19 protein-coding genes and 4 pseudogenes are annotated in these 25970 nt (G+C 37.9%); 2 read left to right on the forward strand and 21 right to left on the reverse strand.

Annotation, left to right across the window (positions count from 1 at the left end; genetic code table 11):
• Nucleotides 1-2: 2 nt before the first annotated feature.
• The 19 genes and pseudogenes from GFC28_RS08110 to GFC28_RS08200 form a co-directional block, all read right to left on the reverse strand.
• The gene (locus GFC28_RS08110) at nt 3-203 is read right to left on the reverse strand and encodes a hypothetical protein (RefSeq protein WP_042411639.1); all 201 of its coding nucleotides are present in this window, start codon (nt 201-203) and stop codon (nt 3-5) included.
• Entirely contained in the window at nt 200-1606 is a 1407-nt protein-coding gene (locus tag GFC28_RS08115) for a sensor histidine kinase (protein WP_042411641.1), read from the reverse strand. Before GFC28_RS08115 ends, GFC28_RS08110 begins: the two co-directional genes overlap by 4 nt.
• A complete protein-coding gene (locus GFC28_RS08120; protein ID WP_042411642.1) occupies nt 1603-2307 on the reverse strand; it encodes a response regulator transcription factor in 705 nt (234 codons plus the stop codon). The genes GFC28_RS08115 and GFC28_RS08120 overlap by 4 nt, the downstream gene beginning before the upstream one ends.
• Before the next feature lie 460 nt (nt 2308-2767).
• A complete protein-coding gene (locus GFC28_RS08125) occupies nt 2768-4054 on the reverse strand; it encodes an IS110 family RNA-guided transposase (RefSeq protein ID WP_066329493.1) in 1287 nt (428 codons plus the stop codon).
• Nucleotides 4055-4171: 117 nt separating this feature from the next.
• Nucleotides 4172-4701 (reverse strand): annotated as a pseudogene (locus GFC28_RS20245) (cytochrome c oxidase assembly protein).
• 611 nt (nt 4702-5312) lie between these two features.
• Nucleotides 5313-5516, reverse strand: coding sequence for a copper chaperone CopZ (gene copZ, locus GFC28_RS08135; RefSeq protein WP_042411645.1), 204 nt, complete (start codon nt 5514-5516; stop codon nt 5313-5315).
• A 31-nt stretch (nt 5517-5547) separates the two neighbouring features.
• Nucleotides 5548-7944, reverse strand: coding sequence for a heavy metal translocating P-type ATPase (locus GFC28_RS08140; RefSeq protein WP_042411647.1), 2397 nt, complete (start codon nt 7942-7944; stop codon nt 5548-5550).
• Nucleotides 7945-7960: 16 nt separating this feature from the next.
• Nucleotides 7961-8272: a metal-sensing transcriptional repressor gene (locus GFC28_RS08145; RefSeq protein ID WP_042411649.1), complete on the reverse strand. Its 312-nt coding sequence runs from the start codon at nt 8270-8272 to the stop codon at nt 7961-7963.
• Between the two features lie 468 nt (nt 8273-8740).
• Nucleotides 8741-9658: a hypothetical protein gene (locus tag GFC28_RS08150; RefSeq protein ID WP_044741956.1), complete on the reverse strand. Its 918-nt coding sequence runs from the start codon at nt 9656-9658 to the stop codon at nt 8741-8743.
• 320 nt (nt 9659-9978) lie between these two features.
• Nucleotides 9979-11628, reverse strand: a complete 1650-nt coding sequence (merA, locus tag GFC28_RS08160) for a mercury(II) reductase (RefSeq protein ID WP_044741957.1) — start codon at nt 11626-11628, stop codon at nt 9979-9981.
• Nucleotides 11629-11977: 349 nt separating this feature from the next.
• Complete coding sequence (merR, locus tag GFC28_RS08165) at nt 11978-12376, reverse strand: mercury resistance transcriptional regulator MerR (RefSeq protein ID WP_035067772.1); 399 nt, start codon at nt 12374-12376, stop codon at nt 11978-11980.
• 448 nt (nt 12377-12824) lie between these two features.
• Nucleotides 12825-13064 (reverse strand): annotated as a pseudogene (locus tag GFC28_RS08170) (arsenical pump-driving ATPase); the annotation flags it as partial.
• A 27-nt stretch (nt 13065-13091) separates the two neighbouring features.
• Complete coding sequence (locus tag GFC28_RS08175; RefSeq protein ID WP_042411721.1) at nt 13092-13964, reverse strand: MerR family transcriptional regulator; 873 nt, start codon at nt 13962-13964, stop codon at nt 13092-13094.
• A gap of 289 nt (nt 13965-14253) precedes the next feature.
• Nucleotides 14254-16392 (reverse strand): heavy metal translocating P-type ATPase, encoded by a 2139-nt coding sequence (locus tag GFC28_RS08180; RefSeq protein WP_066329636.1) that lies wholly within the window; start codon nt 16390-16392, stop codon nt 14254-14256.
• A complete protein-coding gene (locus tag GFC28_RS08185; protein ID WP_063193539.1) occupies nt 16385-16753 on the reverse strand; it encodes an ArsR/SmtB family transcription factor in 369 nt (122 codons plus the stop codon). Before GFC28_RS08185 ends, GFC28_RS08180 begins: the two co-directional genes overlap by 8 nt.
• 224 nt (nt 16754-16977) lie before the next feature.
• A complete protein-coding gene (locus tag GFC28_RS08190) occupies nt 16978-18330 on the reverse strand; it encodes an Nramp family divalent metal transporter (RefSeq protein ID WP_172798646.1) in 1353 nt (450 codons plus the stop codon).
• A 236-nt stretch (nt 18331-18566) separates the two neighbouring features.
• Nucleotides 18567-19513: pseudogene (locus GFC28_RS08195) on the reverse strand (cation diffusion facilitator family transporter).
• A gap of 14 nt (nt 19514-19527) precedes the next feature.
• A pseudogene (locus GFC28_RS18790) lies at nt 19528-19682 on the reverse strand (ArsR/SmtB family transcription factor); the annotation flags it as partial.
• Between the two features lie 113 nt (nt 19683-19795).
• On the reverse strand, nt 19796-20647 hold the full coding sequence (locus GFC28_RS08200) for a hypothetical protein (RefSeq protein WP_042411712.1): 852 nt from the start codon (nt 20645-20647) through the stop codon (nt 19796-19798).
• 1772 nt (nt 20648-22419) lie between these two features.
• Between GFC28_RS08200 and GFC28_RS08205 the strand changes: the two genes are divergently transcribed.
• Together GFC28_RS08205 and GFC28_RS08210 are read left to right on the forward strand one after the other, a co-directional pair.
• Complete coding sequence (locus GFC28_RS08205; RefSeq protein ID WP_066329493.1) at nt 22420-23706, forward strand: IS110 family RNA-guided transposase; 1287 nt, start codon at nt 22420-22422, stop codon at nt 23704-23706.
• A gap of 402 nt (nt 23707-24108) precedes the next feature.
• Nucleotides 24109-24780, forward strand: a complete 672-nt coding sequence (locus tag GFC28_RS08210) for a class I SAM-dependent methyltransferase (RefSeq protein ID WP_042411710.1) — start codon at nt 24109-24111, stop codon at nt 24778-24780.
• Nucleotides 24781-24924: 144 nt separating this feature from the next.
• On the opposite strand, the gene lgt is transcribed toward GFC28_RS08210, so the two are convergent.
• Both lgt and GFC28_RS20250 read right to left on the reverse strand, forming a co-directional pair.
• Entirely contained in the window at nt 24925-25731 is an 807-nt protein-coding gene (gene lgt, locus GFC28_RS08215) for a prolipoprotein diacylglyceryl transferase (RefSeq protein ID WP_042411707.1), read from the reverse strand.
• On the reverse strand, nt 25710-25880 hold the full coding sequence (locus GFC28_RS20250; RefSeq protein WP_369492354.1) for an Lmo0850 family protein: 171 nt from the start codon (nt 25878-25880) through the stop codon (nt 25710-25712). The genes lgt and GFC28_RS20250 overlap by 22 nt, the downstream gene beginning before the upstream one ends.
• Nucleotides 25881-25970 lie beyond the last annotated feature (90 nt).

The raw sequence follows: 25970 nt of genomic DNA on the forward strand, positions 1-25970 counted from the left end.
TCCTATTCTCCCCTTTTCTTATAAAGTAAAAGATAGAAAATTCCCGCAAGAAGAATGGGAACTCCCATCCATAGACAAATTTGAACAAACGTTTTCATATATACCCTTAATTCCGGCCGGAACATGAACGAACCGGACATCGTCAAACATAACAATCCAGCCATGATCAACAAAACAGGCACAATGATTTCAAATTTTTTCATTGGGCATCCCCCTTATAAATCGGGAATGTAAGTTCAAAGCTTGTCCCTCTTCCCACTTCACTACTTACATGTATAGTCCCATTTTGCAGTTTCACAAGTTGTTTGACGATTGCCAGTCCAAGCCCGGTACCCCCGAATTCTCTTGATCTTGATTTTTCCACACGATAAAATCGTTCAAATAAAAATGGAAGATCTTCTTTCGGTATCCCTATCCCCGTATCTTCAATCAAAATCTTTACTTTGTCTTGATCATAAGACAATTCTATTTTTATAAACCCTTTTTCTGTATAACGAATGGCGTTTTCGATTAAATTAATGACAATTTGCTCCATTCTTAAACCATCCGCATAAATACTCGGCAATTGATAAATTTTATGAAAATATAACTGTAACCCTTTCTCCTTTGCTTTCACTTTTGTTTTTAATACGGCATTTTCAATCACTTCAATCAGATCAATTTCCTCCAAATGTAATGGTAACTTTCCTTCCTCCATCTTTGCCAGTTCAAACAAGTCATTGACTAGCTTGGACATTCTATTGGCTTCTTGCTCGATAATTTGTATATACATTTCTTTTTCATCCTCTGTTTGATACTGTTGGTTTTTTAATGCTCTCGCATACCCTTCTAAATACGTAAGAGGAGTCCGCAATTCATGGGAAATGTTTGCAAAAAATTCCCGCTGGTTTGACCGGTACCTGTATAATTCAACGGCTAAATCATTAATCGCCTTGGCTAGGGAGCCAATTTCGTCTTTTGTTTCAACCAAAACTTTTGTATTTAAATCACCTTCAGCCATTTTGCGGGTTGCTCTTTCCATTTCTAAAAGTGGATTGGCTAACTTGCGTGATACAATAAAGGTAAAGCCAAGGGCTAAAAGAATGGCACCAATGCCAGCCCAAACAATTAAATTCCTTATTAGATGAATTGATTGATGTATCTCATCGATGGAAGCCAATACAAAAATTCCGCCGATAAAGCGATTTTGTGCAAAAATAGGTCTTCCAACGCTTAGAAAACGTTTATCTAAGATTTCATCGTAATATTCCTTTTCAATGACGGAATTTCTCCTTAAAAGAGAAATGTCATTTGCATCGATTCTTTCTCCTTTCGATAAGCTTGGGATCCCAGAGTTTGCAACGACGATGCCTTGTTCGTCTACGATTACAATTTCCTGATCTATCATATCGGCAAGTAATTCAAACATACGGAGGATATTTTTATCCTCTAACGATGTGATGGAATTCGCATAACGATTGGATAAATCGTAAATTTGATCTTTCATTTTACTGTAATAAAAGCCAGAAAATATTTCATTGATAATAAAACCAAGTGGAAGCAAAATGGTTAACACAATGACTAGAATACTTGCCCCTAATTTTACAACGATACTATTCCATTTCATTGGTCTTCTTCAGGAGCTTGGAATTTATAGCCCATTCCCCAAACCGTTTTAATCGGATTAAAGGAAAGCCCGTTTTTTCTAAACTTTTCCCTTATATTTTTCACATGGGTATCAACTGTACGAATATCTAAAACGTCATGAACTCCCCATACCCGATCTAGTAACATATCCCTTGTAAATATCGTTTTTGGGTTTAACACTAATAGCAAGAGAATATCAAATTCTTTTGGTGTCAATTCTAATGGACGATCGTTTACAAAAACTTGTCTTTCATTTTGATCGATTTTTAAATCTGCAATCTTAATGATTCCTTCCGTTTGAATAGGATTGGAAGAAGCAGCTGAACGTCTTATTAGTGCTTTAACCCTTGCCACTAATTCTTCGGGTTCAAAAGGCTTTACAAGATAATCATCGGCTCCAACATCAAATCCTTGTACTTTATCTTTTACATCACCACGTGCCGTAAGCATAAGGATGGGCACTTGACTCATTTCCCTTATCTTTTTGCATACCTCCCATCCATCCATATCGGGCATCATGATGTCTAAAATCACTACGTCGATTCTTCCTTTTGTCAATAAGGTTAATGCTTCTTGTCCACTTGCCGCTTCAGTTAAGTGAAAATATGGAGAAAGATTGATTTTTAGTAAATGCCTCATGTTCCATTCATCATCAACGATTAATACTCTTTCTTTCTTCATCCTTATATCACAATCCCTGTTTATAATTTGTTAATAAATGATCCGGTCAATTGTTTGTCCTTTAACCTCTCCCTCTATAAAATATTGATTTACTCGTTTTTTCTTTAAATTTCTTTGATTTTTATAAGCATCGACGTTTCGTAGACATCAGGAATAAGGATATAAATTCAATATTTATAAATTTTTGGATAGGTAGGGTGTAGGGGAACAAACTCCATCATCCTATTTTTTTGAAAATGGAGGACTTTTCCCTATGATCGCACCAATGGATCTCCACTCGTCTCATGGCGGTGTACCCTCCCATGTCTCACGGAGTCCTTTCGCTCCTACATTCCTTCGTTCAACCTATCCATGAGGTGGAGGTCGGTTTATGCTCACTTGCTGGGTCTATGCCCGTATGGTGTGATAACGACCGACTTCTCCGTGCTTCTGATGTCTACCTTCAATACGTGTTTTCAGGTTAAGCGACTTCCTGTAATGTCTTTAAGTGTGGAATATCTTGCATCATTTTCTCTTCACTGAACGGAATTTGACGTCGACCAATCGTGAACAAGATTCGAATAAGTTTACTGCATAATGCCACAAGAGACTGCTTACCGGTTAATGGGTTATCCGGCCGTGTGCGATAGTATTCATGTAAGGCTTTAAAGGCTCTGTTTTTCGCTGATAGGGGCATCACCACCCGGAATAAGAGGGCGCGCAGTCGTTTTCGGCCTCGTTTACTAATCGTCGTTTTTCCTCGATGTTTCCCTGATTCATTCTTTTTTAAGTTCAGCCCCGCCAGTTTGATGATTTGGCGTGGATGCTGATACTGGTGGAGGCTACCCACTTCCGCGAAAAAGCCCACAACCGTCATTTCTCCGATGCCTTTGATCTCGCTCATCTCTTTGGCGCCCGGAATCGTTTGAACCATTTCACTTAATTGCTTTTCCAGTTCGTCTAGACGATGGGTTAAATACTCGTATTTCTCGAGTAAATAACGTAATTCTTCCTTGGCCATTTGAGTGCCCGTTTGAAGCCCGATAGAGGATTGGGCTGCCTCTTTCAATTGTTCGATTCGCTTCCTTCCAACGGCTCGTTTGACGACTTTCTTGACTTCCAAAAGAAGCTGTTCGCATGGAATCTTTGCGATTTCTTTTGGAAGATATCCCAATTTTAAAAGTTGCAGCGCTGCTTTTCCGGTCCAATCTTTAAACACCGTAAGAAACTCCGGAAAATAGCGATCCAGCCAATTGTGTACTTGGGCTTGAACCGCATATAGATCCTGTGTCATCATATCATGAAGTTTCATGCCTTCACGTAATTCTGCGTAGATTCCCTTTGGAAGAATCGGGATGGAATATCGTCCATCCTTGACGAGTTGGGCTATGACTTTTGCGTCTTTCACGTCATTTTTCGTAGGAGAGTTGTCATCCAGCTCTTTACTTCGTTTCACATGCATCGGATTCACGGTAACACATCGGATGTCATAAGCTTGTAAGAAGTAAGCAAGATTTAGCCAATAGTGTCCCGTTGGCTCCATTCCTACGATGACATCTCTTTTTTCATGTTGATTCATCAAGGTGTGTACCCAATTTAAAAACGTTTGAAACCCTGTTCTTGAGTTTTCAAATACAACGGCCTTCGATAGATCGAATCCCCGGTGATCTTGAGCTCTTGCCACGTGTTTGTGTTTTGCGATATCAACGCCAATGATTAATGTTTGTTCAGTGATTTGTCTAATTTTCGAATTTCGGTTATAATTCATATTAGGTCCTCCTTGGTTTATTAGTTAGGGGTCAAGGCCTTGACACCCTGTATCATACCAAGGGGACTTTTTTTGTTTCAAATCTCATTTTTCCTCATTACAGGAATGCTCATTTTTTCAGTTAAAGAAAACACATTCAATCATCGTCCCATATACGATTTCTTGAACCACTTTCATGATAACTCCACCTGCTTGTTGATCCACAAGCGGTGAAAGTGTTTTAAACAATTGTGGTGCGTCGTAATAGACGGTATAAAACGGTTCATTCGCAAAAATAATTAAGGCACAAGCTGTAGTCAGTAACATTCCTGATGTAAAATATAGTAAATTTTTTGGATATTTGATAAACAATCTAATTCCTTAGTGACCGGAATTAAAGGGATCCACATGAACAATGCGGAGATGGTTAATATAATATGGGTTAAGTTATGCAAGATATTATGTGAAACGATTGTATTAAATATGAATGGGACTTGATAAAACGAAAACAACACATTAAATAAAAGTAACGGGATCAACGGATATTTTAAAAAATTGATCCATTTGTATCTTAATCCTAAATGAAGAATTGATACCATCATTCGATTTGGCAAACCTAACAGCAGTAAAGGTGGTAAAACTATATAAATTAACAATTGTTCCAACATATGAGCGCAAAAAATGATCTCCTAAGTAATGTAAAAGGCTATCCCCAACAAAAACGCAAATAAAACTGGTGTTCCTTCGAAACGATGAGCCGTATCATAAAAGGCTGACTCAAAATATTAATAATTTGATTAAAGAAGTCGTACACCTTCTATCACTATTTTTCGTTGATTTTTACAATGATTAATCTTATTAAAAAATTTTGAAGAAAATATGGAGATAGATGCTGATATTATATTCTTTTGTGTGTATACATTTCTTTGCTACCGATTGTATCCTCAACAAACGCTTTATGAACTTGTTGAAAATCTTAAAATATAGAAATAGTTAGACAAAAAACGAAAGTACAAACAACATAAATCTTTATTCAAGGATTCTTCACAACTCTTCTCTTCGATTTCGCAACATTCGAACACGTACTTTCGACTACCATCTTGATTCCACAAAGAAAAAATCTACATTCCATAGGAAATTTCGAATTTTAAAGCCCGGTGGAGAAGTTCATATAGCAGATTTGGTATAAGCAATTAAGTTGCCCTTCCCACACTATAAAAAAGACCCCCTCCAATTCTACTTGGAGGGGATCATATCAGGGAGTATAAATCCATGTATGTTACTTCACATCGTAACCTTGCTCTTCAATCGCTTCTTTGAGTTTTTCTACACTTACCTTTGTTTCATCATAATCTACATCCACAGTGCCTTCTTGTAAATGTACTTCTACATTTCTTACCCCGTCTAACTTTTTAAGAGCGTTTGTCACCGCCATTTTGCAGTGTCCGCAAGTCATTCCTTCTACTTGTAATGTAATCGCCATTTTTTATTCCTCCTTCATTTATTTTCATTTTTTATATTTTCACGCGTTTCAAACGAAGCGCGTTGGTCACAACTGATACAGAACTGAATGCCATTGCCGCTCCGGCAATCCAAGGCTCCAATAATCCAGCAGCGGCTACAGGAATGCCAATGGTATTATAGAACAAAGCCCAGAACAGGTTTTGTCGAATGTTTTTCATTGTTTTACGGCTTAACTCAATCGCTCTCGGGATATGAGCTAAATCTCCGCCGACCAAGGTAACATCGGCCGTTTCGATGGCGACATCCGCTCCTGTGCCGATGGCCATGCCAATATCCGCTTTCGCAAGAGCTGGAGCGTCATTAATTCCATCACCGACCATCGCCACTCGTTTTCCTTGTTTTTGCAGTTCTTCAACGATATTCGCTTTTTCTTCAGGAAGTACTTCTGCATAGACGCGATCCACATCCACTTGCTTTGCAATGGCTTCCGCTGTACGTTTGTTGTCTCCCGTTACCATGTACACTTCGATACCCATTTGTTTTAATGTTTGAATCGCTTCTTTGGAGCTTTCTTTTACCGTATCCGCGACAGCGATGATGCCGGCAAGCTGCCCATCAATGGCAACTAGCATGGCAGTTTTTCCTTGTTTTTCAAGTTCTATCATTTTATCTTCATGCATGGCAATCTCTACAGAGCGTTCCTTCATAAGTTTTCGCGTTCCAACAAGGACATTTTTGCCATCAATGACAGCTTCAATTCCATGACCGGTAATGGCGGAGAAATGCTCCAGTGGCTTAACCAAAATCGATCGTTTCTTCCCATATTCCACAATGGCATGAGCCAACGGATGTTCCGAAGCACTCTCGGCAGAAACGGCATAATCGAGCATGTCTTCACGGAACTTAAGTACATCGGTTACTTCTGGTTTTCCTTTTGTCACTGTTCCTGTTTTATCCAGTAATACTGCATTGATTTTATGCGTTCCCTCTAGGTACTCACCTCCTTTAAAGAGGATCCCCTTTTCTGCACCTTTGCCTGTACCGACCATAATGGATGTCGGTGTGGCAAGACCAAGCGCACAAGGACACGCAATGACAAGAACCGCGATGGCCACCTCAAGCGCCTTCGGTAAGTCGCCTGGCGCCACAAAGAAGTACCATGTAATGAATGCAATGACAGCAATTCCTACAACAATTGGTACGAAAATACCTGAAATGACATCAGCCATACGCTGAATAGGCGCTTTAGAGCCTTGTGCCTCTTCTACGATTTTAATGATATTGGCAAGTGCGGTATCTTTCCCAACCTTTTCTGCCCGAATGGTGAGTACACCATTTTTATTAATGGTTGCTCCGATGACAGAATCGCCTTCCTTCTTATCAACCGGAATGGATTCACCGGTAATCATTGATTCATCCACGGAGGATACTCCGGCGATGACCGTTCCGTCTACCGGGATTTTTTCTCCTGGCTTGACGAGAATGGTATCACCAATCACTACTTCCTCGAGCGGAACTTTTATTTCTTCCCCATCGCGGATGACAGTAGCTTCTTTTGCCTGCAGGCTCAACAGTTTAGAGATGGCTTCTGTTGTTCTTCCTTTCGCTACTGATTCAAAGTATTTTCCGACAAGTACAAGCGTAATCAGCACAGCACTCGTTTCAAAATACAATCTTGGCATATATTCGGGATTTCCTAATGTTTTGAAAGCTTCGTACAAGCTGTAAAAGTAAGCTGCCGATGTTCCAAGCGCCACTAGTACATCCATGTTCGCACTCTTGTTTCGTAATGCCCGGTACGCCCCTACATAGAAGGGACCGCCGATGTAGAACTGAACGGGTGTCGCCAAAAGAAGCTGGAACCACGGATTCATCAACATGTGCGGCATCGGTAAGCCTATATCAAACGGCATATGAGCAATCATCGTATAAAGCAAAGGCAGTGATAAGATAATAGAAATGGCAAGCTGCCGTTGTTTTTGTTTAAGCAGCTCTTCTCTCCGCCCCACATGATCTTGTTCTTCGTTTCGTATCTGCCCCTTGTACCCAAGCTTTTTGATTTTCTCTAAAATATCTTCTACAGATGCAATGCCTTCATTGTATTCTACAACGGCACTGTTTGTCGCCAAGTTTACAGTAGCGCTCGTAACACCTTCCATACGATTTAACCCTTTTTCAATCCGTGTCGCACATGCCGCGCATGTCATCCCTTCAATATCTAGCGTCACTTTTTCTGTCGCGACACCATACCCCAAATTCTCAATTTTCGTTTGGATATCGGCTACACTTTGTTTCGATGGATCATATTTAATCGTTGCTTTTTCCATGGCTAAATTGACATTGGCTTCTACTCCATCCATCTTGTTCAACGCTTTCTCTATACGATTGGAGCAAGCGGCGCATGTCATGCCGGTCACTCTAAGTGTAACGAGCTTTTGCTCACTCATAAAGCATTCCTCTCCTTTACTTTGAGAATTGCTTAATCACATCCATCAATTCCCGGATGGATTCTTCTCCGCTGCCTTCGCGGATCGCCTTGGAAACGCAATGATTGGCATGGCGTTCCAGCAAATTCAACCCGACTTTGTTTAACGCAGCTTGAATCGCGGAAATTTGCACTAAAATATCAATACAGTACCGATTGTCCTCGACCATCTTTTGTACCCCGCGTACTTGCCCTTCAATACGCTTCAAGCGCTTGACGATGCTTTCGATCTCTTCTTCGGTTCGCGGAACCATTTTGGCATTTATATTGTCATCTTCATATTGATTCATTGCTACCACCTCATTTGTTTATAACAGTTGTCTTCTAATACATTATACCGGTATTGGGTATAAAATGCAAATGATATCTTACTTAATGTATGATTTTCTATGTGTAATTTTTTATTCCTATTTTGAATCAGAGTAACGTACATCTATTCAATTATTTTCTGTTTAAATCTGTATCGATACAAAAGGAACTCGTTCTTTAAAGTAACGGGTTCTGTACAAAATAACAGTCAAATTATCAACATAAATTACAATTATTTTTTATTGAATAATTTTTGATTAAATTTATATAAATTCAATAGGTTTTAACGCTAATAGAAAGGCTATCGGTGGTTTTCCGTTCCGATAGCCTAAAACATGACGTTTAACTTTATAACCTAGTCACCAAATCTTTTTATGCGGATAAACGAGATGCCTACGAAGAATAGAAAATAGGTCCTCTCTTCGAGTACATGAATTCTTTTATCTCCTTTACATTTGCATTACCTTTCTACTTCGCTTCATCTCCATCTTTTTATATGCTAACACCGAAGTAAACAAGAATACACATGTAATCAACGAACCTAGCGGCAACATGGCTACGATATGATCAGGAAAGACAAACGGGAGCAGTGGAAAGGCGTACACAGCCGGGACACGGATGCCAACAATACGTAACAGAATAAGCATTAAAATCATATCTAACAGGGTGGCCAATATCCACGAATCAATAGCAAAGTACAACAGCGTTCCGACAGTCGCAGATATGGTCAATACAAGCCCTTGTTTAAAAGCCATTTTTCCGTTGTACATCGGCTTCTGAAGTGACTCATACACAACAACGAGAATCGGCGGGATCACTGCCAGTGGGTAGCCAGCGAGCCAGCATAAACCCATCCACACGAAAATCAGCACTAAGAATACCAGCATGTACTTGTACTGTATCTTCACTTTCTTTTCAAGTCCTTTATTCAATCCAAATTTGAGAACTCCAAGCATCAATATAAAGGTAAAAATAAAAACGGATATAATAAATGACCATTCATTTGCATTTGTCACCACTGGCAGTAAGCCCGTTGCAATGGACGGTCCCAAATTTGATTGAATGATACGTAAAAAGAGCATTAAAAGTATAAGGGTAAGGCTTACTTTTCCTAAATAAGAAATGTGTAGTTGATTCACTGCGAAACCGATCACTGCCGTGATGGACGGCGCAAGAAAAATTTTCGATGGTTGCCTGATCCATCCTGCTTCTCGGTACACCCACATGGCAATCGCCATTGCCGCAACTTCCGGCAAAATAATTTCGTGATCTTTCAACATCACCGAAGCCGTAATCATCGCGATAATGAATGTAATGCTAATGATATATGAAATCATCGTTACTTTCTTTGAAACAGTTGAATCCATGTTTATATACTCCTTTTGTTCATATGATTTCCATCATACTGTTTCGATTCTAATAGAAATCGACAATGATGCTAATGAAAATGTTTTAATTTGGAGTGTTTATCAAGTAAACGTCTCTCCAATCAGTTGGAGAGCTTCTGTTCCCATAAAAAATTCCCTTCCAATTTTCCATCTTCCCTCCTTGTCCTTGATTGGGGAATTTGATGGTACATTCTATTCTAACCAAGGAATCGGTTCGTATCTCTTTTTCTGCTTCATTGTAAATTTGCTCAAGTACAGTTAGAATAATCAAAAATCCTATATGTTTATGAAAAGGAGCTTTAACTAGCACAACAAGATAATTTTTTAACATCTTTATCAAATGTTAAGGCAACCAATTTCAATCCCTCTGCCATCGTTAAATATGGTGCAAGGCATTCCCGCAAATCTTCCACCGTTAGACCAAATTTTACAGCTAATGTGGCTGCATAAATCACATCACCAGCATTTTCGGCAACAATATGAACACCTAGCACTTTTAATGTTTTTGCATCAGCAACAAGTTTAAATACACCTGTCGTTTCGCGATTCACAAGCGCTCTTGGAACTGCATCAAGTGGTAAAACAGAAGTTCTCACCTCGTATCCTCTTTCTTTAGCTTGCTCCTCAGTTAATCCTACCGTAGCAATCGATGGACTAGTAAATATAACAGCCGGAACAGTATCAAGATTTACTTTTCTCTCCAAGCCACCGATTGCATTATCGGCAGCAATTCCACCTTGGTATGCAGCAACATAAACAAATTGCGGTCCCATTGTTACATCTCCGGCAGCATAAATTCTAGGATTGGAGGTTCGTAAATAGTCATCAACTTTAACTTCACCGCGAGAACCCACTTCTACGTTTGCAGCTTGAAGATTTAGTGCTTCCGTATTTGGCTTGCGCCCCGTAGCTACAAGTAGCTGCTCAGCTTCAATGATTTTCTTTTCACCATGAACAGTAACATGAATTTGTTTCATATCTCCATTCTGTTCTACACGCTCAAATGTAGCACCGGTAATAACATGAATGCCTTGTTCTGTTAATGCTTTTTCTACAGCTTCTGAAATTTCAGGATCATATTCTTTAAGAATTCTTTGGCTACGCTGCATTAACGTTACTTCCACTCCTAAATGGTGAAAGAGCTGACCTAACTCCAATCCGATGTATCCTGAACCAATAACAGCAAGACTTTTTGGCAGTTCTTTAAGCTCTAACAAAGAAGTGCTTGTTAAGTAGTCAACATCTTTTAATCCCGGAATATTAGGAATCAATGGGGAAGCTCCTGTTGCGATTAAAAAGCGTTTAGCTGTTATTTTATTCCCGTTTACTTCTATTGTTTTTTCATTGACAAATTTTGCTTCTCCCTGTATTAGTTCAAACCCATATTCATCAATTAAATCAACATACTTTTGCTGACGTAATTCTCTCACCAGTTCATCTTTTTGTTCCATTAGTTTTTTCAAATCTACCGAACCAGCTGAAGTATTTAAACCAAGGAATGGATTGTTTTTTGCTAAATGATTGATTTCTCCAGAACGTAGCAGTGTTTTTGATGGAACACATCCAATGTTTACACAAGTCCCACCGATGGTACCACGCTCAATCATCGCCACTTTTGCCCCATATTCCACTGCTTTAATAGCAGCAGAAAAAGCTCCTCCCCCAGAACCAATGACAATAAAGTCATAATCATAATCACCTTCATCATCACCAACAACGGAGCTTTTTTGTTGATGAATAACTTCAGCTTCACCTGCCTTATAATTAACCTTATTCACAGCTTCTTTGGCTTTCTCGATACCTATATGTTCTGGCAATTCGAAAACAGCTTCTCCACGGCGAAAATTTACATCTACATTTTTAGCTCCTATGCTGTTTAGAGCTGTTTCAACGCGCCTTTCACACCCAGTACATGTCATACCTTCCACTTGTAAACGATATTTACGAATTGACAAATGAAACACCTCCTATTGTTTAACACCATATCCTAATTCTAAGACGGTATTTTTTTAAGTTTTTACATCTGTTTTTGAAGCATCAAACACAACTTTAGCTGTTCCTTGGGAACCTTCTGTAATGGTTACTTCCACTGTTTTTACACCTTCTACACGTTCAAGAGCACTTTTGACAACACAGGACAACTTGAACAATCCATTTCAGTAATGGTAAAGGTAGCACTTTTAGTATTATTTCCATTCGCTGTAGTTTCTACATTATTTTCGTTACTACAAGTCGTAATAATGTAACAAGTGTTCCGATCACTATAAATGTCTTATTTTTCATTGATATCTCATTTCTTTAATCATCAATCAGAGATTCAATAATTGGACATTCATGTAGTTGCTCTTCATTCGGACAGCTTTCTTTTAATTTATTCAACATATTTTCGATACGCTTTAAATCTTTAATTCGTTGTTGAACCTCACCTATTTTTTGAGAAACAAAGCTATACATATCCGCACATCGAACCTCATCCTTATCAACAACACCAAGTAATTTATGAATTTCACTTAGAGAAAACCCTAGTTCCTGCATACGTTTAATAAAACCAATGCGCTTCACAGTCTCTTCCGAGTACATTCGATACCCTGAATCTGTTCGTGAAGTTTCTTTGATTAAGCCTTTTCTCTCGTAATATCTAATGGTTTCTTTATTAACGTTACATTTGTCAGCCAGTTCACCAATACGATATTTCATCTTATCACCCCTAGATAAAGTATAAACCCTGTACCATAGTACAGGGTCAAATGAATTTCGAAGTTTTTATAGCTTATTAAAATCTACTTTCGTTAATTTATGTTTAAACAACTTTTTTGTCCTCATTACTTTGGTCTATTAGCAATTCAACTTTTTAACAACATTGATTTAAGCCTAATAAGACGAATTGAACGCCTTTTCCCGTTTCTTCCACATCAAGTGTAACTCTCTCGATGATAGAAGCCACTTTCTCATCCATCGCTACCCGAATACCATTAATAATCTCCAACCGATCTGTGGTTTGCAGAATAAAGACAAACTCCTTCTTTACCGTGTTTCTTTAAAATATCTTGTAGTGCTTGTTTCGCTTGATCAGTAATCACCATATTTCTCTTCCCCTTTTCTTAATTGATCGTTAGTCGCTATGCTTTTGGAAACAAACGTTTTAATGTTTCTTTCGTTTCGATGTATCAAGGTTGGTTAACAAGTTGGTAAATTCATCGAAAGCAGCAATTTCTACTGTACAAGCCCCCGACAATTGTTCCTCCATTGAGGCAACAACAGAATCCGGTAACTTTTTGCGATAGGGACCCACAACTTTTTCTCGATAGGCTTTGATTGTTGCTTCCGGATCTAGATTGCAAGCAAACAAATTTTGTTTCAGTTCGTTTGTTAACTCCATTTCAAATCTTTATTTGTTTAAAAAGAAAAAAGATTAACGACTCGAGTCGTTAGCTAACACTGTTTCGTCAACTGAATTCAGGACTTGTTCTAATTTTGTTCGGATAGCGTTTTTGAGCATGGATCTTAAACTTTTTTTATACTTCTTCTTAGTCAATGGACAACGATATTCTTCATCATCAATAATCTCATTTCTTAACTCCTCATTTTCATTGAAAAACAACGGATATATTTCGTTGGTTAGTTCATTTTCTTGCTGTATTAAGTTTACTGTTTCACTTTTGTATTCATTGATCACTTCTCTAACAATCGTTTTAAAATCTTCAACAGACATCTCTTTCTTTAATTTGCACTCCATTGTTTTTAGTGTTTCATTACTACTTTCTTGTTGATTTTTCTTTTCTAATTCTTGATACATCTCATCTATTTGCTCATATAAACCGATTAAAAAAGCATTTTCTTCTTCCAGCTTTTGAATTTTAACCGTTAATTCAGTGATTTGCTCGTAAACCAAGTTCAACTCATCCTGCATGTTAATGAGTTGATTTTCTAATTGCTTCTTCTCCTCCATGAGCTGTTTAATTAATTCTTCCGAGTGAGTGCTATCACCTTTAACTTCTTCAGAATCCAATTTATTATGCTTTTCACGATGGTCATTCGCCAACATTGAAAAAGAGTTTTCTACATACCATTCATAAACTCCCATTACTTCAGGCAAACCTGGTCTCTGTTCTTCAATAAACTCGAATAAATCATCGTGATAAATTCGCCAACCCTCCTTTCGATTTGCCGAACGTTCTGCTTTAATCTTTCCTTCTCTGATCCAACGAGTAACCATTTGAATTGAGTCAGTAATGTAATATTCCTGAAGTATTTTTAGTGCTTGGTGAACATTATATACTTCCATCTCCTTCTCCCCCGCTCAAAATTATTTAAAATAAAAATATGTTGGTAATGTTATACCTATGACATTACCTAAGTAATTTTAGGAAAATAAGAAATGCTTGGCTTTAAGCGCCAAGCATTTTTATTAAAATCCCATTTAATTAATTAAGATCTCTAAAATTTAGGTCATTGTTTTGTTAGTTTTGACTGTTTTTAATCAGGACTTTGTTAAATTTCAATGTTGATTTTTAAACCACACAAAAAGACCGAAATAAATTCGGTCTTTTTGTGTGTCTTCTTCAACTATTGCATTATTCTTTCACATTTAGCAATCGCATGCTGTTTAATGTTACGATTAATGTTGCTCCCATATCGGCAAATATCGCTAACCATAGCGTTAACCAACCAGGCACAATTAACAGTAATGACAATGCCTTAATCCCTAAAGAGAAAGTAATGTTTTGCTTAATAATCGCTAAAGCTTTGCGGCTCAATTTAATCGTATATGGCAATTTGCTTAAATCATCAGACATTAAGACAATATCGGCTGTTTCTAGGGCTGTATCGGTTCCAGCACCACCCATTGCCACACCAACGGTTGAAGCTGCAAGAGCTGGTGCATCGTTCACACCATCTCCAACCATCGCCACGCTTTGATGCTTGTCACGAAGCTCTTTGATGAAATTCAGTTTATCTTCTGGAAGTAAATCGGCTTTAATATCGGAAACGCCGACTTGTTTTCCGATGGCTTCGGCTGTTCTTTGGTTATCCCCTGTCAACATTACCGTTTTTTCAATACCGACTTGATGAAGTTTTCGAATAACCTCTTTGGATGATTCTCTTATTTCGTCTGCCACGGCAATTAACGCCAGAATTTCTTTTTCCGTTCCTAACGCCATGACCGTTTTCCCTTGTGTTTGAAGGGTTGTAATTTGTTCTTTTATTTCTGATTGGATGCCATTTGGAAGAAGTTCTTCAAAAAGACCTGGACTTCCGACATAATACATTTCGTTGTTTACTTTGGCTTTGACCCCTTTACCTGTAATGGATTGGAATTCTTCAACAGATAAATCATTAAAATTCAATCCATCTTCTTCTGCTTTTCTTATAATGGCGGAAGCAAGTGGATGTTGTGAGCCTTTTTCAATGGCTGCTGTAATGGTCATTAGTTCATTTTCATTGCCATTATAAGTGACCACATCGGTGACGGAAGGAACACCTTTTGTTAATGTTCCTGTTTTATCAAAAGCAATCACTTTTAAGTTTCCTGCTTCCTCTAAATAAATACCACCTTTAATTAACACACCGTTTTTCGCTGCATTTCCAATGGCAGTTACAATCGAAACAGGCGTGGAAATAACCAACGCACACGGACAACCAACCACTAATACAGCTAGACCTCGATAAATCCATTCGCTCCAATCAGCACCCATAAATAATGGCGGAATAACGGCTAGTAAAAGAGCAAAAATGATAATGGCTGGTGTATAGTATTTGGCAAAACGATCTACAAACGCTTGAGAAGGTGCTCGTTCTGCTTGAGCTTCTTCCACTAAATGGATGATTTTCGAAAGAGTTGTATCTTCCACTCGTTTTGTAACTTTTACTTCCAATAACCCTTCTTCATTCAATGTTCCTGCAAAGACTTCATCACCGACTGTTTTGGTTACTGGAACACTTTCTCCCGTAATGGCAGCCTGATTTAGCGTAGATGTACCCTTGATGACGATTCCATCCATCGCTAATTTCTGACCAGGCTTTACGATCATAATATCCCCGACTTGAATATCGTCAACAGGGACCATCATTTCTTCATTTCCGCGACGAATTAATGCTTCTTTTGGAGCAATATCCATCAACGATTCAATGGATTGACGAGCTTTATCCATGGAATAACGCTCTAAGGCTTCGCTAATGGCGAATAGAATAACAACCGTTGCACCTTCTCCCCATTCACCAATCGCTGCAGCTCCTAAAATCGCCACTGTCATCAGCGTATTCATATCAAAATTCAATCGAACTAGGTTTTTGAAACCTTTTATAAATAACGAATATCCACCGATTAAAATTGCTGCAGCATATCCAATTGTCGCAAAGATATGCTCTTCTCCGTATTGCTTCCCTAAAAACCAACTGATCACAAGCAAAACGGCGGAAATATACACTTTAATGTTCTCTTTTTGCTTCCAAAAAGGTTCACGCTTGACTGCTTTTTCTTTATCTTCCCGAACCTTTAAGTTTTCAAAAGCTCCTGCTTTTTCTAATTCTTCGATGGTTGTTGTACCCCAAACGGTAATTTTAGATGCTCCAAAGTTTACTTTAGCATCTTGAACACCTGGCAATGATTTTACATTATTTTCAAACTTTGCCGCACAGTTTGCACAAGTAAATCCTTGAACACGGTAGGTTTTCGCTTCTGATTTAGATAATTTTGCTTGTTGTTCAGACACGGACTTTCACCTCTTTCTCATGTACTAACGCAATCATGATTAACTGCTTAATATGGTCATCATCCAGCGAATAAAATGCTAGCTTTCCTTCTTTTCGATACTTTACAATCCCTTGTTTATAAAGGGTCCGTAAATGATGGGAAGTGGTTGCAACAGAAGCCCCAATGATATTGGCAATATCACATACACATAACTCTTCATCTTGGCAAAGTGAATAGGCAATTTTTGCCCTATTTTCATCTGCCAGTGCTTTAAACAACAGGACAACACTGGATATATCTTCTTTTTGCAATTCCCCTTGTATTCGATTGACTTTTTCTTCGTCATAACAATAAATTTCACATGTATCTTTCTTACTCATTAATTATCCCCCTTTCATATTCAAATTTCCGTTTGAATATATTATACCTCATTCCTTTTATTATTCAAATATTTATTTGAATGAAAAATAAAAAAGAATTGGATTTAAAAAAATCAACCTAATATTTACCAGGTTATTCATTTAATTAGCTACATCAAAAAATTCTATTAGATAAAAACAATAAACCTCATTATCCGCAAAAAGATAATGAGGTTTATTATTCCTTAACCAAAGAATGTTTGGAACAATAAATATGCGTTTAAGCTGATAATCACAACCGCTACCATCCAAGCAAGAACTTTCAACCATAATGGATTTGCGAACTCACCCATTTTCTTTTTATCGCTAGTGAATTGAACGAGAGGCACTACCGCAAAAGAGAGCTGTAAAGAAAGAATCACTTGGCTCAAAATAAGTAATTGAGCCGTTCCGCTTTCGCCATAAAGAGCAGTTACAACAACGGCTGGGACAATGGCAATCAATCGAGTTATCAGTCTTCTTAACCAAGCAGGAAGGCGAATATTTAGAAAACCTTCCATCACAATTTGACCAGCTAAGGTTCCCGTTAATGTGGAGTTTTGACCAGAAGCCAACAAAGCAACTCCAAATAAAATACTTCCAAGTGTTGTTCCAAGCAGTGGAGAGAGCAAGTGATAAGCATCTTCAATCTCCGCAACATCTTTCATTCCTGCTTTATGGAACGTAGCAGAAGAAACAATAAGGATCGCTGCATTAATAAATAAAGCGAAGAATAGGGCAATCGTTGAATCCCAAGTAGCATATTTGATCGCTTGTCGTTTACCCGAGCTGGTTTGTTCGTATTGACGTGTCTGCACAATGGAAGAATGCAGATAAAGATTATGAGGCATTACGGTTGCACCTAAAATCCCGATTGCAATATAGAGCATGGATGGATTGTTAATAATCTCTTTGCTTGGAACAAATCCCTTCAATATGCCACCTACATCTGGTTTAGAAAGAAAGATTTCAGTCGCAAAGCAAGCACCAATGGTTAGAATTAAAACAATCACCAACGTTTCAATATAACGAAAACCTTTATTCTGTAAGAGTAATACGACCAGTACATCCAGAGCTGTTATAATAACGCCGTATATTAACGGAATGCCAAATAATAAATTCAACGCAATTGCCGAACCGATCACTTCCGCCAGATCACAAGCTGCGATTGCCAACTCGCATAAAACCCATAAGATCATTGCTACAGGCTTGCTGTAATGGTCACGACAAGCTTGTGCTAAATCCCTTCCCGTTACAATTCCCAACTTGCCAGCCAATGCTTGAAGCAATATTGCCATTAAATTGGAAAGCAAAATAACGGAAAGTAACGTGTATCCGAACTGGGAACCTCCCGCGATATCAGTCGCCCAGTTTCCCGGGTCCATATACCCCACGGCAACTAAGTATCCTGGTCCAGCAAACGCTAGAAACTTTTTCATCCAAGAACCCGTCTTTGGTATACGTAAACTTCTATATACTTCGGGTAACGTTGGTTGCGTCCGTTTATTTCTCCAACCTTCTTCCACTGTTAACGGCATTTTTTTTATATTTTCACCCATGATGATCACCTCATGATTGGTTTTCACTAAATATTTTGCATTAAGGAAACTTTTTGGGTAAAAAATTGCTCCTACACTTAGAATTAGATATATGTAAGAGCAAAGAAAATGTTGCCTAAATAAATTGTACATCAGAAACTTTTTTAGTCAATGGAAACTTTTATCGTTTGTTAGTTTAAGTTCGCTAAAATATTAAACAAGGTACTGACCTTGCTCTATATTGGTCATATTTTTCGTTAGACTTTCATGTCCCCGTGATGAATTTGAGAGGTTTCAATTTGAATGGTTGTATGCAGAATCTTAAATTTTTCCTCAATCATGTGAATGGCATCTTGTAAAACCTTTTGGCTGTCTTGATGATCTTCAATCAAAATATGGCAACTTAATGAATCCAACCCTGATGTAATCGTCCAAATATGGAGGTCGTGAACGTCAATCACTCCTTCAATACTTTCTAAGGCTTTTTTCACTTCATTTTGGTCAATGTTAATTGGCGTTCCTTCCATCAAAATGTGAACCGTATGTTTAATCACTCCCCAGGCACCTTTCAAAATTAATAAAGCAACCAAAACGGAAATAATGGGGTCAGCTACATACCAACCAAAGATCCACATGACAAGCCCAGCGACGATAGCGCCTACGGAACCCAAAGCGTCACCGATCACATGAAGATAGGCGCTACGAAGATTGACATTATTTTTCACATCCCCTTTTTTCATTAACGCCCAGGCACTTAAAAGATTGGCAAACAGACCAATGGAAGCAATCAGCATCATAGAGCCGCTAGCTACGGTTGGTGGGTTGTAAAAACGCTGAATAGCTTCCCATACGATAAACCCAGCGATAACAAACAAGGTAACTCCATTAAACAAAGCGGCTAAGATTTCAAAACGATAAAAGCCATACGTTTTATTGGGCGAAGCTGGTTTGGCGGCAAACCAAATAATAACTAAGCTAAGAACAAGTGAACTGGCATCACTAAGCATATGACCAGAGTCAGAAAGAGGGCTAGGCTGTTTGTGATTAAACCTCCGAAAAACTCTAATAACATAATTCCAGCGGTAATGAGAAGTGCAATCGTAAGCCCTTTTTTATTACTTTCTCTTCCGTGATCGTGATGGTGTCCGTGGTGATGGTGGTGACCATGGTGGTCGTGAGAATGATGGTGGTGATGATGATGCATGATAAAACGCCTCCTTAATGATGTTCAGCATGGTCAATGGCTTGTTTTAATAATGAATAACGTGTTCGTCATCGCAGGAGTAAAACAGTGTTTTTCCTTCACGGCGATACTTAACCAGTCTCATATTTCGTAACATACTAAGCTGATGAGAAACGGCTGATTGAGACAATTGAGTTCATCCATCGTCCCCCTTGTACTAAGTTGTCTTTACTTTATATACAAACCAATAAAACATGCCTTAACAAAACAAAAAATCCTCCGCCGTGGGAGGATTTTTTGTTTTTATGAAACTTTGACTACGAAAGGAACGGTAATAACCTTACCTTCGTGTTGGAACTGACCCCAAATTTTATAGATTCCACTCTTAGGGAACTTGGTCATAAATTTAGCGTCTGGTCCTTTTGCCTTTTCGTCCATTGGATGTACGTGTAAGTATTCCTCTGTGTCCTCACTGATGATGACAACGTGTCCAATAGCACCTAAGTATGGTTGTAAATTAGTAATCGGTCGACCTGTCTTGTGGTCTTTAATGTTAAAATTCAATGTAACATCTTTTCCGGCTTTGAGTTCGTCAAAAGATAATGTAATTTCCTTGCCATCGACAACTTTAGTTAAATTTTCATCTGGTTTGAGTGGAGTTGTTTGTGCTTTTTCTCCCATAACCGTAACAGTGTGATTTTTTACAACTTTTGATGCCCCTTTTGGAACATAATCGGCATATAATTTATATTCTCCTCCAGCAGGAAAGTTTAAGGCAGTCGTGAACAGTCCGTCACCTTTGTATTCAGGGTGTAAATGATCAAAATAAGATAAATCTTTACTTACTACAATTAGATGCATTAGCTTTTCGTGCTGAATATCAAATTTTTCAATAGGTTTCCCTTCTTTATCATTAATTTGAATTGTTAAATCAACCGTTTCATTGCTTTTTGGAGTTTCTTTTGAAAACTTCCAAACAACCTGTGTAGTGACATCTGGGGACTGGTTCGTTTCGTTATTCATTCCTTCGTGATTTTCACCTTGTTGCATATTTTTGTGATTCATATGTTGATTTTCATTTGTATTGTCGGATTTGCCGCATCCACTTGCAATCAATAAAGCGGAGATCAGAGCTATTAGCATTATTTTTTTCATATTGATACTTCACCCTTTCTAGATTAAGAATTTGTGAAACAAGATTTGACTTTCTAAACATATTGCAAAAATGGACACATCAGATTTCATCCTTGAAGTCATGTTCATTCCTTCTTTTCACTGCACTTAATTTTTCTTTTCGCTGTTTAAGCAAGTATAGATCCACATCCTGAATAGCATCAACCATTTGAACCACAGCTAATCCTCCAAACTCCTCAAAAAATCCATAAGCTACGGATTTTGTTTGCTCAGATAAAAATGCTCTTTGGTTTGAACGTATTTAAAGTAAGCAATTCCTCTTCTCGTTTCTTTATGTAAATATCCTTTATCAACACAGTCATAACAGCATTAAAAGAAATTGGTTTTTCATTGTTGATATGCTGTGGGACTTCCCTAATGGTAACTTTCCCCTGATGCCCAGATATAATTCATTATTTTTGCTTTAAGCTCCAAAGAAACGATTCAATCCCCTCTTCATTGATTTTCCATTGTTTCTCATCCTTTCTACGCATTAACCACACATATGGTGTTCACTACATATTGTGGTGTAAAAATGAAAAAAGTCAAATTTGATGCAGCTAAACATTTTCATGGCTATTAGCGCTCTACAGTTGTATTTCAAGGATTTAGATTTTATTAATATTTGATGTCGCTTTAATTATCCTTTGAATATATGTACGCAAATAAACTCTACAATCTATGACCACATAAATCAGCAATTAGCTTGACCAGCCCCAATAGCAAGTAATTTACCTTTGCATGAAAATCACCACTCAGAAATTCACCGCGTTTTAAAATCAGGTGATATATGGTGGAGGATTTAGATAAGGACGCCCCTTATTTTTTAAGATATATTTCAAATTTGACCATCCACCAGAGAATTTTACTTAGAAAGAATTGATTGATCATCTTGAACGGGCTGGATCTAATGTATTGGACCAAAAAAGAATTTTGACAGCTTTCTCTGTATAAAACAATAAATTTATTTAATACCAACCTTTCGTGAACTGGTATTTTTATGCTTGATTTTTAGGTTAATGCCTTGGTGACAGGATATTCGCACAATGAATACTTTATCAGCGTAGGATATTTAGAGGAGAGATGATAATGGATTCACAATGATGATGTCGCCAAGCACACATAAAACTCTCCAAGATTGTCCAACTATGTGTGAAAAGACATTCGATATATTGTTAAATCGCCAAGATGTTTATTTCAGAAATAATCAACTGAAATTCCTTCTTGAAAAGCTGATTCTTTCTTGCTTAGCGTAGAAAAAACGACTTTTCGTTTTCAATATATGTCTTTAGCGTATGTTTTTTGTTGGTACTACCCTAAAAAGGAAAGATAAATCCACGTTTATCCTTTTACTTTGTTTGGATTCCAATTAAATTTTCTCTTTCCCTTTGTGATACATTAAGATACTGATATCACACTACTGATTAACATTACTTTCTCTTGAATTGTTTTTATTTTCCATAATTTCTTCATAATTTGTTCTTATAATAACAATTGTTCATATTTTATCTAGTTATCTAGGTGAATGATGAAACAACCGATTGTGAAAGAACGAAAAAGAAAATCACGTTTCTGTTCCGTATAATATCTTGTTTTGGAGTAATCAGTATCATTGTGCTTATCGTTTATCTATTTAAATAAGTGAGCATTCCTGTAATGAGGAAAAATGAGATTTGAAACAAAAAAAGTCCCCTTGGTATGATACAGGGTGTCAAGGCCTTGACCCCTAACTAATAAACCAAGGAGGACCTAATATGAATTATAACCGAAATTCGAAAATTAGACAAATCACTGAACAAACATTAATCATTGGCGTTGATATCGCAAAACACAAACACGTGGCAAGAGCTCAAGATCACCGGGGATTCGATCTATCGAAGGCCGTTGTATTTGAAAACTCAAGAACAGGGTTTCAAACGTTTTTAAATTGGGTACACACCTTGATGAATCAACATGAAAAAAGAGATGTCATCGTAGGAATGGAGCCAACGGGACACTATTGGCTAAATCTTGCTTACTTCTTACAAGCTTATGACATCCGATGTGTTACCGTGAATCCGATGCATGTGAAACGAAGTAAAGAGCTGGATGACAACTCTCCTACGAAAAATGACGTGAAAGACGCAAAAGTCATAGCCCAACTCGTCAAGGATGGACGATATTCCATCCCGATTCTTCCAAAGGGAATCTACGCAGAATTACGTGAAGGCATGAAACTTCATGATATGATGACACAGGATCTATATGCGGTTCAAGCCCAAGTACACAATTGGCTGGATCGCTATTTTCCGGAGTTTCTTACGGTGTTTAAAGATTGGACCGGAAAAGCAGCGCTGCAACTTTTAAAATTGGGATATCTTCCAAAAGAAATCGCAAAGATTCCATGCGAACAGCTTCTTTTGGAAGTCAAGAAAGTCGTCAAACGAGCCGTTGGAAGGAAGCGAATCGAACAATTGAAAGAGGCAGCCCAATCCTCTATCGGGCTTCAAACGGGCACTCAAATGGCCAAGGAAGAATTACGTTATTTACTCGAGAAATACGAGTATTTAACCCATCGTCTAGACGAACTGGAAAAGCAATTAAGTGAAATGGTTCAAACGATTCCGGGCGCCAAAGAGATGAGCGAGATCAAAGGCATCGGAGAAATGACGGTTGTGGGCTTTTTCGCGGAAGTGGGTAGCCTCCACCAGTATCAGCATCCACGCCAAATCATCAAACTGGCGGGGCTGAACTTAAAAAAGAATGAATCAGGGAAACATCGAGGAAAAACGACGATTAGTAAACGAGGCCGAAAACGACTGCGCGCCCTCTTATTCCGGGTGGTGATGCCCCTATCAGCGAAAAACAGAGCCTTTAAAGCCTTACATGAATACTATCGCACACGGCCGGATAACCCATTAACCGGTAAGCAGTCTCTTGTGGCATTATGCAGTAAACTTATTCGAATCTTGTTCACGATTGGTCGACGTCAAATTCCGTTCAGTGAAGAGAAAATGATGCAAGATATTCCACACTTAAAGACATTACAGGAAGTCGCTTAACCTGAAAACACGTATTGAAGGTAGACATCAGAAGCACGGAGAAGTCGGTCGTTATCACACCATACGGGCATAGACCCAGCAAGTGAGCATAAACCGACCTCCACCTCATGGATAGGTTGAACGAAGGAATGTAGGAGCGAAAGGACTCCGTGAGACATGGGAGGGTACACCGCCATGAGACGAGTGGAGATCCATTGGTGCGATCATAGGGAAAAGTCCTCCATTTTCAAAAAAATAGGATGATGGAGTTTGTTCCCCTACACCCTACCTATCCAAAAATTTATAAATATTGAATTTATATCCTTATTCCTGATGTCTACGAAACGTCGATGCTTATAAAAATCAAAGAAATTTAAAGAAAAAACGAGTAAATCAATATTTTATAGAGGGAGGTGAAATTTAATGAATAACGATAAATCTTTTAAACGAGCTTTGCGTTTTGAATGGCTGACTTCCTTTTATGATTTCATCATAAAATGGACTACGAGAGAAAACACATTTAAAACTGCTCTTATTGAGCAGGCTTTGCTTCGACCTAACCATGAGATTCTTGATATTGGCTGCGGAACTGGAACTCTTCTTTTGCAAATTAGCAAGTTATATCCTCAAACAACTCTTTACGGGCTTGATGCAGATCCTTCAATTATAGAAATAGCCAGACAAAAAAACGATAGTACAAACAATATAACCTTTATTCAAGGTTTCTCTACAGCTCTTCCCTTCGATTCCGATACATTCGATCGCATACTTTCAACTCTTTTCTTCCACCATCTTGATTCAACAGAGAAGGAAGCTACATTCCATGAGATATTTCGGGTTTTAAAACCCGGTGGAGAAGTTCATATAGCAGATTATGGGCCACCCTCTAACCTTTTTATGAGAGCAGCCTTTCTGCCAATTCAATTGTTAGATGGCTTTGAGAGTACAAATGGAAATATACAAGGGCAAATTGAAAGATATATGAAAGGGGCAGGGTTCGAAAAAATTCATAAACATAAAAGTTTTGATACCTTATTCGGCACTATTTCGTTATACTCCGCCACTAAACCCATCAATCTAAAAATTATAAATTAAAACATAGTGTGTTAGCGGCAAGAGCAAGTATTTGTTTAGCTTATCACAGACAGGATTTTTGGCTACAAGTTTTTTATTAATTAGATACACAGGATTAAAAAGAGGCTATCGATCTTTTTTCGATAGCCTAAAAAACAGTTTAATCTAATCTTTATACCTAGCCGTCAAACCTTTTCTAGTTCGTCTGTATAATATAAGAACTGTGCTTGTAATCACTAAAACAACAGATAAAACTTGAGCCATTTTTAAATTGTCTGTTAGCATTAAACTATCTGTTCTCATCCCTTCAATAAAGAATCTACCAATCGAATACCATATAACATAAGTCAAGAATACTTCTCCACGTTTTAAGTTTAAACGTTGTAATATCAATAAAATCAGAAACCCTATCAAGTCCCATAGAGACTCATACAAAAATGTTGGATGATAATAACTTCCTTCAATGTACATTTGATTAATGATAAAATCGGGTAGGTGAAGGCTTTCTAAAAACTCTCTTGAAACGGGTCCTCCATGTGCTTCCTGATTCATAAAGTTTCCCCAACGTCCAATTGCTTGCCCCAGTATAATGCTTGGTGCTGCGATATCTGCCAATTTCCAAAAACTCAAATTCTTTTTCTTTGCAAAAACGACAGTTGTGACAATAGCACCTATTAAAGCCCCGTGAATGGCGATTCCGCCTTTCCATATAGCTATAATCTCATTGGGGTGTTGCGAATAATACGACCAATTAAAGATGACATAATAAATTCTGGCACATATCAAAGCTATAGGGACAGCCCATAATACAAGGTCGGTAAATACCTCTTTTTGTAATCCCCTTTTTACTGCTTCATTAGTAGCAATATACAATCCTAATAAGAGCCCTGTACCAATAATAATTCCGTACCAATGAATACTTAAAGGACCTAATTCCAGTGCAATTGGATTTAGAGGTTTAATGGTTTCCATTTACTTACTAAAGTCTCCTTTCCATTCTTTTTCTCTGAATTTTCTAACATATAAGCTAATATAGCTAATCTTGATTTCGTAATTTCTGCTGGTATGCCTCTCGCTCTAAGACGATTTACGATTTGAAAAACTTGCTTTTCCTTGTTCATTCTATTCTAACCCCATTGACAAAATTATTTACTAATATATTGAGTTTAGCGGCTAAATGATTGATTTAATTCCTGTACTTCTTCTGTTAG

The sequence above is a fragment of the Anoxybacillus sp. B2M1 genome, from assembly GCF_001634265.1.
GTDB classification, from domain to species: domain Bacteria; phylum Bacillota; class Bacilli; order Bacillales; family Anoxybacillaceae; genus Anoxybacteroides; species Anoxybacteroides rupiense.

Bases quoted from the DNA above. Each gene is read 5' to 3' on its own strand.
- GFC28_RS08110 (WP_042411639.1), bottom strand. From the start codon at position 203: ATGAAAAAATTTGAAATCATTGTGCCTGTTTTGTTGATCATGGCTGGA.
- GFC28_RS08115 (WP_042411641.1), bottom strand. From the start codon at position 1,606: ATGAAATGGAATAGTATCGTTGTAAAATTAGGGGCAAGTATTCTAGTC.
- GFC28_RS08120 (WP_042411642.1), bottom strand. From the start codon at position 2,307: ATGAAGAAAGAAAGAGTATTAATCGTTGATGATGAATGGAACATGAGG.
- GFC28_RS08125 (WP_066329493.1), bottom strand. From the start codon at position 4,054: ATGAATTATAACCGAAATTCGAAAATTAGACAAATCACTGAACAAACA.
- copZ (WP_042411645.1), bottom strand. From the start codon at position 5,516: ATGGCGATTACATTACAAGTAGAAGGAATGACTTGCGGACACTGCAAA.
- GFC28_RS08140 (WP_042411647.1), bottom strand. From the start codon at position 7,944: ATGAGTGAGCAAAAGCTCGTTACACTTAGAGTGACCGGCATGACATGC.
- GFC28_RS08145 (WP_042411649.1), bottom strand. From the start codon at position 8,272: ATGAATCAATATGAAGATGACAATATAAATGCCAAAATGGTTCCGCGA.
- GFC28_RS08150 (WP_044741956.1), bottom strand. From the start codon at position 9,658: ATGGATTCAACTGTTTCAAAGAAAGTAACGATGATTTCATATATCATT.
- merR (WP_035067772.1), bottom strand. From the start codon at position 12,376: ATGAAATATCGTATTGGTGAACTGGCTGACAAATGTAACGTTAATAAA.
- GFC28_RS08175 (WP_042411721.1), bottom strand. From the start codon at position 13,964: ATGGAAGTATATAATGTTCACCAAGCACTAAAAATACTTCAGGAATAT.
- GFC28_RS08185 (WP_063193539.1), bottom strand. From the start codon at position 16,753: ATGAGTAAGAAAGATACATGTGAAATTTATTGTTATGACGAAGAAAAA.
- GFC28_RS08190 (WP_172798646.1), bottom strand. From the start codon at position 18,330: ATGGGTGAAAATATAAAAAAAATGCCGTTAACAGTGGAAGAAGGTTGG.
- GFC28_RS08200 (WP_042411712.1), bottom strand. From the start codon at position 20,647: ATGAAAAAAATAATGCTAATAGCTCTGATCTCCGCTTTATTGATTGCA.
- GFC28_RS08205 (WP_066329493.1), top strand. From the start codon at position 22,420: ATGAATTATAACCGAAATTCGAAAATTAGACAAATCACTGAACAAACA.
- GFC28_RS08210 (WP_042411710.1), top strand. From the start codon at position 24,109: ATGAATAACGATAAATCTTTTAAACGAGCTTTGCGTTTTGAATGGCTG.
- lgt (WP_042411707.1), bottom strand. From the start codon at position 25,731: ATGGAAACCATTAAACCTCTAAATCCAATTGCACTGGAATTAGGTCCT.
- GFC28_RS20250 (WP_369492354.1), bottom strand. From the start codon at position 25,880: ATGAACAAGGAAAAGCAAGTTTTTCAAATCGTAAATCGTCTTAGAGCG.